Annotated in this window: 18 protein-coding genes; 13 read left to right on the forward strand and 5 right to left on the reverse strand. The window is 72.1% G+C overall.

Annotation, left to right across the window (positions count from 1 at the left end; all coding sequences use genetic code 11):
• Window positions 1-697: 697 nt before the first annotated feature.
• Window positions 698-1,597: a helix-turn-helix transcriptional regulator gene (locus tag AB0E62_RS21875; RefSeq protein WP_362196085.1), complete on the reverse strand. Its 900-nt coding sequence runs from the start codon at window positions 1,595-1,597 to the stop codon at window positions 698-700.
• 97 nt (window positions 1,598-1,694) lie between these two features.
• On the opposite strand from AB0E62_RS21875, the gene AB0E62_RS21880 reads away from it, so the two are divergent.
• The 4 genes from AB0E62_RS21880 (at window position 1,695) to AB0E62_RS21895 (ending at window position 4,680) form a co-directional block, all read left to right on the forward strand.
• On the forward strand, window positions 1,695-2,285 hold the full coding sequence (locus tag AB0E62_RS21880; protein ID WP_362196088.1) for a non-oxidative hydroxyarylic acid decarboxylases subunit B: 591 nt from the start codon (window positions 1,695-1,697) through the stop codon (window positions 2,283-2,285).
• A 61-nt stretch (window positions 2,286-2,346) separates the two neighbouring features.
• Entirely contained in the window at window positions 2,347-3,777 is a 1,431-nt protein-coding gene (locus AB0E62_RS21885) for a non-oxidative hydroxyarylic acid decarboxylases subunit C (protein ID WP_362196091.1), read from the forward strand.
• 53 nt (window positions 3,778-3,830) lie between these two features.
• Entirely contained in the window at window positions 3,831-4,073 is a 243-nt protein-coding gene (locus AB0E62_RS21890; RefSeq protein WP_362196094.1) for a non-oxidative hydroxyarylic acid decarboxylases subunit D, read from the forward strand.
• Between the two features lie 67 nt (window positions 4,074-4,140).
• A complete protein-coding gene (locus tag AB0E62_RS21895; protein WP_362196097.1) occupies window positions 4,141-4,680 on the forward strand; it encodes a GNAT family N-acetyltransferase in 540 nt (179 codons plus the stop codon).
• A gap of 149 nt (window positions 4,681-4,829) precedes the next feature.
• Here AB0E62_RS21895 and AB0E62_RS21900 read toward each other — a convergent pair whose 3' ends face one another.
• Complete coding sequence (locus tag AB0E62_RS21900; protein ID WP_362196100.1) at window positions 4,830-5,054, reverse strand: hypothetical protein; 225 nt, start codon at window positions 5,052-5,054, stop codon at window positions 4,830-4,832.
• A 167-nt stretch (window positions 5,055-5,221) separates the two neighbouring features.
• Here AB0E62_RS21900 and AB0E62_RS21905 point away from each other — a divergent pair, with 167 nt between their 5' ends.
• A complete protein-coding gene (locus AB0E62_RS21905) occupies window positions 5,222-6,046 on the forward strand; it encodes a serine protease (protein WP_362196102.1) in 825 nt (274 codons plus the stop codon).
• Window positions 6,047-6,270: 224 nt separating this feature from the next.
• On the opposite strand, the gene AB0E62_RS21910 is transcribed toward AB0E62_RS21905, so the two are convergent.
• A complete protein-coding gene (locus AB0E62_RS21910) occupies window positions 6,271-6,756 on the reverse strand; it encodes a DoxX family membrane protein (protein WP_362196293.1) in 486 nt (161 codons plus the stop codon).
• A 256-nt stretch (window positions 6,757-7,012) separates the two neighbouring features.
• Window positions 7,013-7,765: a transcriptional regulator gene (locus AB0E62_RS21915; protein ID WP_362196105.1), complete on the reverse strand. Its 753-nt coding sequence runs from the start codon at window positions 7,763-7,765 to the stop codon at window positions 7,013-7,015.
• Between the two features lie 123 nt (window positions 7,766-7,888).
• Between AB0E62_RS21915 and AB0E62_RS21920 the strand changes: the two genes are divergently transcribed.
• From AB0E62_RS21920 to folE, 4 genes are all read left to right on the forward strand, one after another.
• The gene (locus AB0E62_RS21920) at window positions 7,889-8,053 is read left to right on the forward strand and encodes a DUF2231 domain-containing protein (protein WP_362196108.1); all 165 of its coding nucleotides are present in this window, start codon (window positions 7,889-7,891) and stop codon (window positions 8,051-8,053) included.
• A gap of 32 nt (window positions 8,054-8,085) precedes the next feature.
• Window positions 8,086-8,433 (forward strand): DUF2231 domain-containing protein, encoded by a 348-nt coding sequence (locus AB0E62_RS21925; protein ID WP_362196111.1) that lies wholly within the window; start codon window positions 8,086-8,088, stop codon window positions 8,431-8,433.
• A gap of 62 nt (window positions 8,434-8,495) precedes the next feature.
• Window positions 8,496-8,954 (forward strand): hypothetical protein, encoded by a 459-nt coding sequence (locus tag AB0E62_RS21930; protein WP_362196114.1) that lies wholly within the window; start codon window positions 8,496-8,498, stop codon window positions 8,952-8,954.
• A gap of 40 nt (window positions 8,955-8,994) precedes the next feature.
• Complete coding sequence (gene folE / locus AB0E62_RS21935) at window positions 8,995-9,612, forward strand: GTP cyclohydrolase I FolE (RefSeq protein ID WP_362196296.1); 618 nt, start codon at window positions 8,995-8,997, stop codon at window positions 9,610-9,612.
• Between the two features lie 128 nt (window positions 9,613-9,740).
• Here the strand turns inward: folE and AB0E62_RS21940 are convergent, their stop codons facing one another.
• Entirely contained in the window at window positions 9,741-10,334 is a 594-nt protein-coding gene (locus AB0E62_RS21940) for a TetR family transcriptional regulator (protein ID WP_362196117.1), read from the reverse strand.
• Between the two features lie 112 nt (window positions 10,335-10,446).
• Between AB0E62_RS21940 and AB0E62_RS21945 the strand changes: the two genes are divergently transcribed.
• The 4 genes from AB0E62_RS21945 (at window position 10,447) to AB0E62_RS21960 (ending at window position 14,670) form a co-directional block, all read left to right on the forward strand.
• Complete coding sequence (locus AB0E62_RS21945; RefSeq protein ID WP_362196120.1) at window positions 10,447-11,358, forward strand: SDR family oxidoreductase; 912 nt, start codon at window positions 10,447-10,449, stop codon at window positions 11,356-11,358.
• A gap of 316 nt (window positions 11,359-11,674) precedes the next feature.
• Window positions 11,675-12,355, forward strand: coding sequence for a hypothetical protein (locus AB0E62_RS21950; RefSeq protein ID WP_362196123.1), 681 nt, complete (start codon window positions 11,675-11,677; stop codon window positions 12,353-12,355).
• Between the two features lie 171 nt (window positions 12,356-12,526).
• The gene (locus tag AB0E62_RS21955) at window positions 12,527-14,320 is read left to right on the forward strand and encodes an FAD-dependent oxidoreductase (protein ID WP_362196126.1); all 1,794 of its coding nucleotides are present in this window, start codon (window positions 12,527-12,529) and stop codon (window positions 14,318-14,320) included.
• Between the two features lie 140 nt (window positions 14,321-14,460).
• Entirely contained in the window at window positions 14,461-14,670 is a 210-nt protein-coding gene (locus AB0E62_RS21960) for a hypothetical protein (protein ID WP_362196129.1), read from the forward strand.
• Window positions 14,671-15,079 lie beyond the last annotated feature (409 nt).

The following is a 15,079-nucleotide window of genomic DNA, read 5'->3' on the forward strand; positions in this document are numbered from 1 at the left end:
GGTGGGTTCGGCGGGGCTGCTGGTCCCAGTGCATCCCCTCGGACACGGCGCGGACAGAGGGCTTCCGGCCGTCTTCACCCGGACGTGGTCAGGTCCTGCCCGGGGGACGCGGTCAGACCTGCCAGACCGCCCCGCGGTCTCCACGGCAGGCAGGTGGGCGCGGCCCAGGCACCCGGACGGCGGGAGCCGGTGCGGCGGACCGTCGGACAGCAGCAGCGCGCCCGAGCCCTGGAGCCGGGCGGGGGAGCAGGCGGGCACGGTGACCGGGGCGGCGTGATGCGGCACGCCGGCCTTCTCTGCCGTCGCGTCGGCGGCCCGCTGTGACGCCCGCCCGCTCACCTCGTCGCGGTCACGTCCCCGCCGCGCCGTGCCGTGTCCCGGCCCGCCTCGTCCTTGCTCGCAGGCCCGCCACCGCTGCCGCTGTCGTGCCGCCGTTCGCCCCGCGGCCGCCGCTGTCAGACCATCCTCCGCGCTCCGGGCTCGGTGCCGGCCGGCCGGCCGTTCACCGTGCGCCCGGCCGCCCCCCGAGCCGGAGGCACGCCCGCAGTCGGCTGCCGTTCCGCCGTCGCCCTCCTGCACGCACTCCGTCGCCATGTGCCGCCCACTCGTCTCCCGGTCACCGGCGCACTCCGGGCGGCCGGCGGGCAGGTGACACCGGGCCGGCGGGCCACGGTCCCGGGTACCGTCGGTCGTACGGTCACGCGCCGCGAGCCGTTGCCCGGAAGGCCGTCGGGGTCGTGCCCGTCCGCTGCCGGAAGAACTTGGTGAAGTCGCTGGCGTCGGCGAAGCCGAGGCGTTCGGCGACGGCGGCGACGGTCAACGAACCGTGCGCCAGCTCCCGTCTGGCCTCCAGCACCACGCGTTCGTCGATGTAGCGCTTCGCCGGCATGCCGGTGGCGGCCTCCGTCGCCCGGGTGAGCGTGCGACGGCTGTACCCGAGTGCCGCCGCGTAGTCCTCCACCCGGCGGGTGACCGCGAAGTCGCGCTCCACGGCCGCGCGGAAACGGCGGAACGTCCCGTTCGAGGCCGGTCTGCCGGGCTCGGACCCGTACGCCCTGGCCAGGCGTACCACCAGCACCGCCAGCAGATGCCGCAGCACCTGCACGTGGGACTCCAGGGGCAGCTCGGCCATCGCCTCGTACTCGTACCGCAAGTGGTCCAGTGCCCGGCGCAGGCCCTCCGCGTCCGGGGCGTCCGGTCTGAGCAGCGCCTGGGCCGGCGCCAGCTCGGCGACCGAGGCGACGGCCGTCTCCGTGTCGGGGAAACCCGCGGGGAAGGCGATCAACAGACCCTCCGCCCTCGCCAGGTTCGCGCCCCAGCGCTGTACCTGCCCGGGGCGGATCCACAGCCAGGCACCGTCAGACAGCTCGTACCGGGTGAAATCCACCCAGACCGTCAGGCGGCTGCCCGGCCACACGGTGACGACCTGGTGGAAGACCGGGCGCAGCGACGCGTACGGATCGTTGCCGTGCCGGCGGGCGCGCTCGACCAGCCCCGCCAGTTCGAACAGCTCCAGACCCGGCGGTGAACCGGCCGTGCGCCGCAGAGCAAGCTCCCGGATGAGCGACCGCTGCCCAACCTGTCCGTTTTTCCCCATGACGAGTCCCGAGTCTACCGCCGCACCCCGCCACCGGGCTCCTAGCGTGAGGACGTAGGCGCAGATCAGCGCGGTGCACGTGGAAAGGGAAGCCGGTATGAGACTGGTCGTGGGGATGACGGGAGCCACCGGCGCCGTGTTCGGTGTCCGGTTCCTCCAGGTGCTGGCCCAGCTGCCGGACGTCGAGACCCATCTGGTCCTCAGCCGGTGGGCGCGGACCACGGTCGAGCTGGAGACGGGTCTGTCCGTGAACGAGGTCGGCGACCTTGCCGATGTCGTGCACCGGCCCGAGGACCAGGGCGCCGCGATCTCCTCCGGGTCGTTCCGCACCGACGGCATGGTGATCGTGCCCTGCTCGATGAAGACCCTCGCCGGGATCCGCGCAGGATACGCCGACAGCCTGGTCGGGCGCGCCGCCGACGTGATCCTCAAGGAGCGCCGCAGGCTCGTCCTCGTCCCGCGCGAGACACCGCTGAGCGAGATCCACCTGGAGAACATGCTCGCGCTCTCCCGGATGGGGGTGCGGCTGGTGCCGCCCATGCCCGCCTTCTACAACCACCCGCAGTCGGTGGACGACATCGTGGACCACATCGTCACCCGGATCCTCGACCAGTTCGACCTGCCCGCCCCCGCCGCCAAGAGGTGGGAGGGCATGCGCGCCGCCCGCCTGCTGCGACCGGCTTCCTGACCCTCGTCCCCGCGGGACCCTGCGCCCCTCGTCCCGCCCCTTTCGGCATCACGGAGTACCCATGGCTCATGACGACCTGCGCTCTTTCCTCGGCACGCTGGAGAAGGAGGGCCAGCTGCTGCGCATCACCGAAGAAGTCCTTCCCGAACCCGACCTGGCCGCGGCGGCCAACGCCGCCGGCCGCATCGGCGAGGGCGCACCCGCCCTGTGGTTCGACAACGTCAAGGGCTTCACCGACGCCCGTATCGCCCTGAACGTCCATGGTTCCTGGGCCAATCACGCCCTCGCCCTCGGCCTGCCCAAGCACACCCCGGTCAAGGAGCAGGTGGAGGAGTTCGCCCGGCGCTGGGACGCCTTCCCGGTCGCCCCCGAGCGGCGCGAGGACGCCCCCTGGCGGGAGAACACGCAGGAAGGCGACGACGTCGACCTCTTCTCGGTGCTTCCCCTGTTCCGCCTCAACGACGGTGACGGCGGCTTCTACCTCGACAAGGCGGCCGTGGTCTCCCGCGACCCGGAGGACCCCGGCCACTTCGGCAAGCAGAACGTCGGGACGTACCGCCTCCAGGTCATCGACAGGAACCGGCTCGCCATACAGCCCGTGCCCGTGCACGACATCGCGCTCCACCTGCGCAAGGCGGAGGAGAGGGGCGAGGACCTCCCCATCGCCGTCACCCTCGGCAACGACCCGGTGATGGCCATCGTGGCCGGGATGCCCATGGGGTACGACCAGAGCGAGTACGAGATGGCCGGCGCCCTGCGCGGCGCGCCCGCCCCGATCGCCACCGCCCCCCTCACCGGCTTCGACGTGCCCTGGGGCTCCGAGGTCGTCATCGAAGGCGTCATCGAGAGCCGCAAGCGGCAGATCGAGGGCCCCTTCGGCGAGTTCACCGGCCACTACTCCGGCGGCCGCCGCATGCCCGTCGTCCGCATCGACCGCATCTCCTACCGCACGAACCCGGTCTTCGAGTCCCTCTACCTGGGCATGCCGTGGACCGAGTGCGACTACCTCGTGGGCCCCAACACCTGTGTCCCGCTGCTGAAGCAGCTGCGCGCCGAGTTCCCCGAGGTCCAGGCCGTCAACGCCATGTACACGCACGGCCTGCTGGCCGTGATCTCCACGAAGAAGCGGTACGGCGGATTCGCCAAGGCCGTGGCCATGCGCGCGATGACGACCCCGCACGGCCTCGGCTACATCACCACGGTCATCGTCGTCGACGAGGACGTGGACCCGTTCGACCTGCCGCAGGTCATGTGGGCGATGTCGTCGAAGGTCAACCCGGCCGACGATGTCGTGGTCCTGCCCAACCTCTCCGTGGTGGAGCTGGCACCCGCCGCCCAGCCGGCGGGCCTGACCAGCAAGATGATCATCGACGCCACCACGCCCGTGCATCCCGACGCGCGCGGCAACTTCTCCACGCCCACCAAGGACCTCCCCGAGGCGAAAGACTGGGCGGCCAGGCTCCAGCGCCTGCTGTCCGAAGCCCGCGGCTGAAAGCCTCTCCCGCACCCCCGCCCCGTACGCCCCGTACCAAGGAAGGCATCCCCATGACCGACTGCTGCCCCCGCTGTGCCCACGAGAACGTGAGGACCCTGCACTCCTCGCCCGTCCCCGGTGTCTGGGACGTCGTGCAGTGCGGGCGCTGCCTCTACACCTGGCGGACCAGCGAGCCGGAGCGGCGCACACGGCGCGCCGCCTACCCGGAGGCGTTCCGGCTCACCCCCGAGGACTTGGCGAACGCCATCGAGGTACCGGCCGTCCCGCCCCTGCGCGCCGACGGCTCCCGCTAGCTGTGCTGACCGCCTCCTGGGATCGCCGGGATTGCCCGGGGAGCACAGCTCATGTTGGCTGGGCCGTATGGCCGAACTGCGCACCGACCGCCTCACTCTCCGTCGATGGCGGGACTCCGACCTCGAACCATGGGCGGCGATGAACGCCGATCCCGAGGTCCGGGAGCACTTGGGCGACCTGCTCACCCGCGAGCAGTGCGATGCCTCCGTGGCCCGGTTCCAGGCGGACTTCGACCGGCGAGGCTACGGGTGGTGGGCGGTCGAGGCGCGGGCCACGGGCGAGTTCATCGGCTTCGCGGGCTTGGACGAGGTGGATGACGGCCTGCCGTTCACCGGGGTGGAGATCGGCTGGAGGCTCGCCCGCCCGGCCTGGGGCCGGGGCTACGCCACCGAGGCCGCGCTGAGGGTCCTGGCCCACGGCTTCGAGGCGCTCGGACTGTGCGAGATCCTCGCCGTGGCGACGGCCACCAACCTCCGCTCCCAGGCGGTGATGCGCCGGATCGGCATGACCCGGGACCCGGCCGGTGACTTCGACGACCCCACCGCGCCCGAAGGGCCCCTACGTCCGAACGTGCTGTACCGCATCCCCCGCGGTGCGAGGATCTGACGTCCTGCGCCGGATCGCCTGATCCGGGCCCGGTGGCGAGGGACCACCGGGCCCTGGCACTCCTCAGCGCGGTACGCGTACAGGCTGATGCTTCCCGGCACGGGCTCCTCGCCGCCCGGGGGCAGGTGAGCGGCGGGCGTCGGAGACGGTCAGGTCTGGCGCTTCGCGCGCCACCGCCGGCCCGCCGTCGCGGCCTTCTTGTTGATGCGGTCCCGGATGCCGGCCCACAGCAGTGCGACAGGTGTCACCACCAGGCTGATGAGCAGGGCGTGGTCCCATTCCATACCGTTGCGCCCGAACCGGAACATGAGTACCGACACTGCGTAGATGCCCAGCAGCAGTAACGCGATCTTCAACGGCTTCGGCAGATTCATGGATGTCGGCTACCCCCGGTTCTCCCCACCCCACACCGGCCCGCTGGCCGGACCCCGCACAGGCCCGCTGGCCGGATGGATCAGTTCCTCTTGACCGAGGAGTCTGGAGCGCATCGCGCATCAGACATGGCGCGCACCTCACACATGCTCGCTCGATCGGAGAACCAGTGTTCAGTTCCAAGTCCTCGCGCCGCACGGTGGCCCGGACCGCCGCGGTGGTCCTGGCGGGAGCGGCATGCGCCGTCACGATGACCGGCAGCGCCGGAGCGATCGTCAACGGGCAGGATTCCACGCAGCGTTACCCGTTCATGGTGTCGATCCCGGTGACAGGTGCGGACGATCCCGCGTTCAAGGGTGTGTGCGGGGGATCGCTGATCGACCCGGAGTGGGTGCTCACGGCCGCCCACTGCGTGGACCCGACGCTCGTCACCCTGGACGGCACCGTCCGGATCGGCAGCGAGCGGAGGAGGTCCGGCGGCACGGTCCGGTCCGTCGCGAAGACGGTGTTCCACCCGGGCTACCGGAACGGCGAGGGCACCGGCCCCAACCGCGACGACATCGCTCTGATCCGCCTGGACCGGCCGGTCCCCGAGAGGCCGATCCGCATCGCGGGCGAGCCGGGGCGGCCCGGCACCCCGACCCGTGTCCTGGGCTTCGGCACCACCGTCGACGCACCCGACCCCACCACATGGGTCTTCCCCGACCGGCTGCAGGAACTCGACACGCGCAGGGGCGCGGTGTCCGAGTGCGCGCCGGGCTACGCGGACAGCACCCGCCTGTGCACGGTCAGCCGGGTGCCCGGGGCCATGGCGTGCAACGGCGACTCGGGCGGCCCCCAGTTCCGGCGGGACCGCAAGGGGCGCCGGGAACTCATCGGCGTCACCTCGGGTCCCGGCGCTCCAGGCGTGCGCTGCAGCGAGGGTCCGGGGCTCTACACCAGCGTCCCCGCCTACGCGGGCTGGATCCATGCGGCGACAAGCCGCAACGGTTGATCCCGGACGCCGGCACGGTACCCGTGCCGCTCGCCGTGCCGTACGCACCGACACCGAGGTGACAGCCCCCGCGGTCTCCTGCGGCATCAGGCCGGCGCAGGCCCGGGGGACCCGGCCGGCGGCTGCGCGGGTCCGGTACGCACGGATGGGCGCCGAGGACCGCCTCCGGGAGGCGACGGAGCGCGGCGGGCCGTGGGGCGCGGCAGCGGGTACGCGTTGTGTGTCTACAGACTCAGTGTGATCGCCGCGGCGATGCCGCCCAGGCCGAGGGCGAACGCCGCTTCCTTCCCTCCGCCGTTGCCCCAGGGGAAGGGGCGGTCAGCGGCGAGCCGGCCGGGACCGATCGCGGCGACGGCCAGCGCGACCACGGCGATGCAGACGCTGTATTCCACGCCGCCGTCCGTCTCCCACAGGCCGTGGGCAGCCGTGACCGTGACCATCGCGTTGATCATCACCCCGATCAGGGCGGCGGCCGCCAGCGGCGTCAGCAGCCCCAGGGCCAGACCGAGGCCGCCGAGCAACTCGGACATGCCGCCGATCACGGCGAAGAGCTTGCCCGGGTGGTAGCCCAGGGCCGCGAACCCTTTGCCGGTCGCCGTCAGGCCGTGGCCGCCGAAGAGTCCGAAGACTTTCTGCGCGCCGTGCGCGGCCATCAGCAGACCGAAGGTCAGCCTGAGGAGCAGCAGCCCGAGGTCGGCGGCGGTCGTCATCGGCGCGGCGGTGGACGCGGACGGGGTCACCGGCTCCGTGGAAGAGGCGGACGAGTGCGAAAGACGTTTGCTCAGCATGGCGATGCTCCGAGTGAACGTCGGAACGGGTGTTTCCCCCAGCTCGACGGAGGCGTTGAGCACCGGCACGGGCGTGCCGCGCGGAGGATCGCGGGCGGTCGACGGCCCGTCTGATCCCTTGGCCGCGGGCAGGAGGTACCGGCCCGGCGGCCCCCGGGGGCGGGCGGCCGGTGTCGTGTCAGTGGTCCTGGGGCGTCTGGTCATCCTGATCGGTGCCGTTCGGGCCCAGCCGTACACAGCATTCACCGGGCTCGGGGGCGAGGACGGCCCGGATTCCGTTGACCTCGAGTCCGGCGAGGTAGCCGCTGAGGAAGGCTTGGTTCATGCCGCACACCAGGTCAGGGGCCTTCGCGGCCAGCGGATGGAACGGGCAGTTGCGCAGCCTCAGCCGGTCGGGGGCTTCCCGGACGGGCTCGTAGCCGTATTCCTCCAGCAGCCCCTCGCAGGCGGTCAGCCCGCGCTCGGGGCCCAGGCGCCCGGGGCGGGTCTCCTCGCGCGCGATCTCGCCCAGTTGCCGGCCGCGCTGCCCGGCGGTCCGCATGGCCGCCTGCGCGGCGTTCTCGTCGGCCTCCTCGGTCAGCACGGCATCGAGAAGGAGGTCCGCGAGCAGCTCGTGGCGCCGGTCGGGGATGCTCACGGTGATCTGGGCGTCGGTGGGCTCGTACACCTTCGGCCGCCTGCCGACCTTGCGGATCCCACCGGGCGTTTCGTAGCGGGCCCGCAGCAGGCCGGCGGCGACGAGCTTGTCGAGGTGGAAGGCGGCCAGCTTGCGGGATATGCCGACGCTCGCGGCGGCCTCGTCACGGGTGATGGCGTGGCCGGCACGGCGGATGAAGGTGAACATGCGCCGCCGTGAGTCCTCGCTCAGGACGCTGACGGAGTCGATGGCGCTGCCGGCCACGTCGGCCGGACCTGTCTGATCGGAAGCCACAAGACCACAGTAAACCCCATACGCCTGGGCACAAATGTTCCTTTGCAGGAAGATGCCTGCCAGCCTTGACGCCCTCCCTCAATAAGACCAAGACTTGTTGGTGAAATCGGAGAGGAGGTCGCGATGACCGATGAGCCGCGGCTTCAGGCGAAACGACCGGTCAGCGCCTTGCTCGCCGGCCCGTACGGTCACCCGTTCCACCCGATCCTGGTCACGGTGCCGATCGGCGCCTGGGCGACCAGCCTGGTGTTCGACATCGCTTCCCATGTGGCCGGCCGGGGTTCCTGACCCAGGGCTCCGAGTGGCTGATCGCGGTCGGGGTGATCGGCGCCCTGGCGGCGGCCATGGTCGGATTCCTCGACCTGTTCGCGATCCCCGCCCGCACCCCGGCCTTCCGCACCGCCCTGGTCCACATGACGTTGAACCTGCTGGTGACCGCCGCCTACGCCGTCAACTTCCTGTGGCGTCACGGCACCTACACCGGCGGCGGGAGCGTCGGGCCGGGGATGCTCGTCCTGTCCGCGGTCAGCTTCGCTCTGCTGGGAGTCTCGGGATTCCTCGGCGGCAAGCTCGCCTACCGCTACGGCGTCCGCGTCGCCGACGAGAACACCCAGGCCGAGGGCTACACACCCGGCGCCGGCGCGGGAAACGCCCGCCCTGCCGCCTGAAACCGCAGCGGCCCGCACCGCGGCCGGCACGGTCCGGCCGTCACCTCATCCGGGAGTTCCCCATGGACATCGCCGCACTGATCGCCTGGGTGGTCACCGCCCTCGGCGGCTTCTACCTGCTCGGTACCTGGATCCAACGCGGCGGAGTCCGCGGGCAGGGGTCCGGTGCCAGCCGCCTGCCCGCACCCGTCGTCTTCGGCCACTTCGCCCTGGCCGCCATCGGACTCGTGGTGTGGATCGTCTATGTCGTCGCCGACAGGAGCGCCCTGGCCTGGACCTCCTTCGGCCTGCTGCTGCCGGTCGCTCTGCTGGGATTCGTGATGCTGGCCCGCTGGATCCCCGTCCGCCGCGACCGTGCCGCCGCCGTCGGCGCCCCGGGCGCCGCGTCGGCCCCGGGGACCGACGGGAGTCTCCCCGCCGAACGTCACTTCCCGATCGCGGTCGTCCTGGCCCACGGCCTGTTCGCCGTGGTCACCCTCGTCCTGGTGCTGCTCACCGCCCTCGGTGTCGGAGGCGTCTGACATGACCGAGCACCCCCAGGAGGCCACCGCCCGAATAGACATGCACGGCGAGGAGGACACGGTACCGGCGCGGCCCGCCCTGCGGGTCGTGCACGAGCCCGGCGGGATCGACCTGAAGGCCGCCGAAGAAGCGGCCGGCCGGTTCCTGAACGCCCTCGGCATCTCCACCACCTCCGAGAGCCTGCGCGGCACCCCGGGCCGGATGGCCCGCGCGTACGCCGAACTGTTCAGCCCCCGCCCCTTCGACCTGACCACCTTCCCCAACGACGAGGGCTACGACGAACTCGTTCTGGCCCGCCGCATACCCGTCCGGTCGGTGTGCGAGCACCATCTGCTGCCGTTCACCGGCACCGCCCACGTCGGTTATCTGCCCGGCACCCGCATCCTCGGACTGTCCAAACTGGCCCGGGTCGTCGAGCACTTCGCCTGCCGCCCCCAGGTCCAGGAACGCCTGACCAAGCAGGTCGCCGACTGGCTGCAGACCCACCTGGAACCCCAGGGCGTCGGCGTGGTCATCGAAGCCGAACACTCCTGCATGACCCTGCGCGGTGTCCAGGCCACCGGCTCCACCACCATGACCTCGGCCCTGCTCGGACTGCTCCGCTCCGACGCCCGCTCCCGCAGCGAATTCCTCGCCCTGACCGGCGCCGTCCCGTGACCCACCGCGCACGGCGGCACGTACGAGCGGGTGACCGGGACCTTCGAGCGGAGTACCTGGTGCGGCGGGTGCACATCAGGCCCGGCCGTGTGCCGGTGCGCCCGGCATGGCCGACGGCCGGCGCGGGCTCATCGGCTTTCAGGCCGACCCCGCGCCGGTGGGGCGGTCGCGGAGAGGGCGCGCAGATCGTCGAAGGCTCGGACGAGATGTGCGTCCAGGCTCTGTGAGGGGTCGTCGATCCAGGCCTGGGCCGCTTGGTGGAAGGCGGCCCAGCCGGTGCGGGCCGCCAGGCCGGCCAGCCGGTCGGGTCCGCCGCGCCGCCGCAGCGCCTCCGCCAGGGCTTCGGTGAGCGAGGCGGCCTTGGCCAACTCGCGTTCGCGCAGCGCCGGCGTCACCGCGATGACCTTCAGTCGCGGTTCGGAGAACGCCCGGTTGTCCTCGATGATCCGTCCGGCCTTCCGGAAGGCGCGGAGCAGCACGTCGAGCGGTCGCAGGCCCTCGGGGGCGTCGGCGACCTCCCGCGTCAGCGCGTCCCGCAGGTCGGCTTCCCCGTCGAAGAGCACCTCGCGCTTGTCCGGGAAGTGCCGGAAGAACGTGCGCTCGTTGACGCCGGCCCGGGCGGCGATCTCGGCCGTGGTGGTCTGGTCGAACCCGCGTTCCCGGTACAGCTCCAGGGCCGCCTGCTGAAGGCGGCGGCGTGCTTCAGCTCCGCTCCGTGGCATGCCCCCAGGATACCGGAAGCGTCAGCGACTGACGCTTCTTGACGTCAGTGACTGGCGCTACCTAGAGTCGGAGCACGTAATGCCAGTCACTGGCGTCAAACGGGAGGGTGTCATGCATGTCTTCGTCACCGGTGGCTCCGGCCAGACCGGTCCCGCAGTCGTCGCCGAACTCGTCGCGGCCGGCCACTCGGTCACCGCTCTGGCGCGCTCGGACGCCGCAGCCGCCCGGCTGGAGTCACTGGGAGCCACACCGCACCGCGGCTCGCTGGACGACCTCGACAGCCTGTACGCCGGAGCCGCGGCCGCCGACGGTGTGCTGCACATGGCCTACGGCGGCGACTTCTCCGACCTCGACGACATGATGCGGCGCGACCGGACCGCGATCGAGACGCTCGGCCGGCCGCTGGAGCACTCGGGCAAGCCGCTCGTCGTCACCTCGGGCACCCTGGTCCTGCCCGCCGGCCGGGAGGCCACCGAGAAGGACGAGCCCGACACGGCCGGGATCGCCGCCTTCCGCATCGCCGGCGAGCGAGCGGGCCTGGACTTCGCCGCCAGGGGGGTGCGCGCGAGCGTGGTCCGTCTCGCGCCCACCGTCCACGGCCCCCAGGATCACGGCTTCATCCCCATGCTCATCGCCACCGCCCGGGAGACCGGTGTGTCGGCCTACATCGGCGACGGCACCAACCGATGGCCTGCCGTGCACCGGCTCGACGCGGCGGTCCTGTTCCGCCTCGCACTGGAGAAGGCACCCGCGGGCAGCGTGCTGCACGGAGCGGCCGAAAGCGGCGTCACCTTCAGGAGCATCGCGGAGACCATCGCCCGGGGCCTGGATCTGCCCACCGTCTCGCTGACACCCGCCGAGGCCGCCGGGCACTTCGTGAGCCCGTTCATGGCCACCGCCTACGGCTTCGACGGGCCCGTCTCCAGCGCTCACACACAGCAACTGCTCGGCTGGTCGCCCATCCACCCGACACTGCTCGACGACCTGGAGCACGGGGATTACCTGGGCACGCCGGTGCCCTGACGCCCTCACACCGGTCCGGCACGCCCCGGCCCGGCTGACGAACGGCGCCGCGAGGGCTGCGACGGCTACGCCGGACTCTGGTCCCTCACGGAGGCGACCGCCCTTCCCTCAGCGCTCGGCCCGCTGTGCACCGGTCATGTAGCAGCGAAAAGCCCGTGACGGTGCGGCAGTGGGTCCGGCATCATCCCCGAGGGTGAGGGTGAGGGTGAGGGTGAGGGTGAGGGTGAGGCGGGCCGCTCACCGGGCCCGCCTCTGCCCGGGCACGCCGACGCCGTCACAGCCGCCCCGCCCGGACCTCGGACCTGGAGTTCACACATTGGCCAGCTTCCAGACCCACCGGGAGCGCGTGCACGACACCCGGCTCTCCCTTCACCGCCGGCACAGCGCGCTGCGCACTTGCCTCACCGTCTTCGCGCCCTACGGCCTGCGGGCCACGTACCACCACCTCACGCTCAGCGCCGCGATCCCCCGGCGGCTGGAGGCGGACCCGGACGCGCTGGTGCGGGCGGTGGAGGAACTGCACGAGGCGCGGATGCTGTGGCTGGCGCGGGCCGAGGCGTACGCCGTGCGGCGCCGGGCGGAGAAGCGGGCCGGGCGACGGGCCGTACCGGACCCCCGGCCGTGGTGGCTGTGGAACTGGTGGGAGGGATCGGAGCGCGGGTGGACCGACGCTCCGTACCGTCACCCGTCGTTGCGACTGCCCGAGTACGTCCGGCGGCGGAACGCGCTGATGGACGGCGCCGAGCTGCCCGGCTGCCCGGCCTGCGGGGAGGAGGGACCGGGGGAGTGGCTCCCGACCGGGCACGGGTGGATCGAGCTGTGCGCCGGGTGCGCGTGGGCGCCGACGCCCTGTGCGTGCGGACGGCGGCACCGGCTCGTGCCGTCCACCCCGTACAGCTGGAACGAGATCTGGCGGCGGGCGCACATGAACGACGACGGCACGCCGAACCCGCACTGGCCCGTGCGCCGATCCCCGGCTCACCGGCCCGACGGGTGAGCTCGGACGGGACCGGATCGCTGCCCCGAGCCGACTGGCACGCGGGGTGCTGCCCGAGCACGCTCGTCATTTCCCGCCGGGACGGTGGAGCGGCGCAGGATTGTGAGGATGCCGTGGTGACCGAATGGCGACCTGTCGCCGTGTTCCCGGTCTCTCTACCCTCCCGTGTCCATGACGACAGGACACCAGGGAACGACCCGCAGACGGTTCCTCGCGGGTGCCGGGGGAACGGTGGGCGCCCTCGCCTTGGCGCCGGGTGCCGCCCAGGCCGCTGCCTCCAGCGGCAAGCACGTCGCCGTCCTCGGCGGCGGCGTCGCCGGACTCAGCGCCGCCCACGAACTCGCCGAACGCGGTTACGGCGTCACCGTCTACGAGTACTACGACGTGCTCGGCGGCAAGGCGCGCTCGATGGACGTACCGGGAACCGGCACGGGCGGCCGCAGACCCCTGCCGGGGGAACACGGCTTCCGCTTCTTCCCGGGGTTCTACCGGAACCTGCCGGACAGCATGCGCCGCATCCCCTTCCCCGGCAACGCGAACGGCGTCCACGACAACCTCCGCAACGGCACCGAGGCACTCTTCGCCCGGGAGGACGGCCGCCCGGACCTTCACTTCCCCCTGCGACGGCTCACCACCCCGCCCGCCCCCGGCGACATCACCCCGTCGTGGATCCGCGACCAGATCCTCTCCGTCCTCGACCTGGGCAGCCGGCTGCCCGCGCACGAGGCCGCCTACTTCGCCGGCCGTGTCCTCGTCCACCTCACCAGCTGCGACGCGCGCCGCGAGGACCAGTGGGAGAAGACCCCCTGGTGGGACTTCATCCGCGCGGAGCGGATGAGCGAGGAGTACCGCACGCTCCTCGGCATCGGACAGACCCGCAACCTCGTCGCCACCCGCGCCGAGGTCGCCTCCACCCGCACCGTCGGCCGCGTCATCATCGAGGCGCTGCTGCTGTGGGGCCTGCTGGGCCGCGGCATGGACGGCGACGCGGACATCGACCGGGTGCTCAACGCCCCGACGAGCGAGGCGTGGATCGACCCCTGGTCCGCTCACCTGCGCGCGCTGGGCGTCCGCTTCGTCCTCGGCACCGAGGTGCGGGAGGTGCTGTACGACGGCGGGCGCGTCACCGGCGTGCGGGTCTCGGCCCGTGACGGGAGCGGCGAACGCACCGTCACCGCGGACCACTACATCTGCGCCATGCCCGTCGAGCACGCCCGGCGAACCTGGGGTCCCGCGCTGCGCGCGGCCGACCCGCAACTCGCCCGGTGCGACGCGCTGGAGACCGACTGGATGACCGGTGTGCAGTTCTACCTGCGCACGCCGACGCCCGTCGTCCACGGGCACATCAACTGCCTGGACTCGCCGTGGTCGGTGACCGGGATCGGGCAGGCCCAGTTCTGGGACGTACGCGACTTCCCGGAGGACTACGGCGACGGACGCGCCCACGACTGCCTGTCGGCGATCGTCTCCGAGTGGGACAAGCCGGGGATCCTGTACGGCAAGACGGCCCGCGAGTGCACGCGCGAGGAGATCGTCGAGGAATGCTGGGCGCAGCTGAAGGACGCCCTGAACGACTCCGGCAGGACGACGCTCACGGACGCCGACCGCATCGCCTGGTTCATGGACCCGGCCGTCACGGGGCTCGGCGGCCCCGATCCGCAGAACCGGGAGCCGCTCCTGATCCACCCCGCGGGCACGCTGTACAACCGCCCCTCGGCGAAGACCGCCGTGCCGAACTTCTTCCTCGCCGGGGACTACGTGCGCACCGACGTGGACCTGGCGACCATGGAGGGCGCCAACGAGTCCGCACGGCGGGCCGTCAACGCGCTGCTCGACCGGGACGGCTCGGACGCCGAGCGGTGCCGGATCTGGGAGCTGTACCGCCCCCAGGAGCTGGAGCCCCTCAAACGCATCGACGAGGTGCGCTACCGGCTGGGCCTGCCCAACACCTTCGACCTGGGGTGATCCGAAGGACCGGCGCTGCGTTTCCTCGCAGACCCGTCCGTCTCGGCCTGCCGGGTGATGCCAGCGTACGGCCGTTCACGATGGCCGGCTCGAACCGGTTCCGGCCCTCCCACCTCCTCGGGGCCAGCACTATCGAGGAAATGGTGGGCAACTCCACCCATGCCGCGCACGTGGAAGAGGCACGCACGGCCGGCCGCCTCAACTCCATGGCTCGCAGCGCCGGCAAGACGCGGGCGGCTCACTTCTGGGCCAATGACGTGGACGGCACCCACAAGCCGCCGGGGCACCTGCTGGCGATCACGGAGAAGATCGTCTCCACAGTGAACGGGCACGAACTGAAGAACGAGTGACCGGCGTCGCCGCACGCCGGTCCGGCGCCGGCGCGACCTGGTGCGGTGCGAGGCCCGCACCCGCGTGACGGAGCGTACGGGACGGAACAGGCCGTAGGGCTGCCAGAGGCGGCGAGTTGGTCGCATCCGTGCCGCGCGAGCCGAGCCACCAGCAACTATGCTGGCCGCACTGATGAGTTCGCGGGCTGCACTGTGCGACCTGCACAGTTCGGGCTGCGGTCTGTTCGCCTCACGGGGGCCGTGGCAGACTGCCCCGAACGACCGCCGCGGGCCGAAAGGGAGAGGGAGCCGGCGTGAGCGAACCGAGCCGGCCCCGACCGTGCCCGCCCTCCTGGACGAAGCAACCGCGCATGGCCGGAAGCGAGCCTGCGGCGCCCTCCCGGCAGCCCGGCAGCCCGGCCGTCATGCG

The organism is Streptomyces sp. NPDC038707 (assembly GCF_040636485.1).
Taxonomy (GTDB): domain Bacteria; phylum Actinomycetota; class Actinomycetes; order Streptomycetales; family Streptomycetaceae; genus Streptomyces.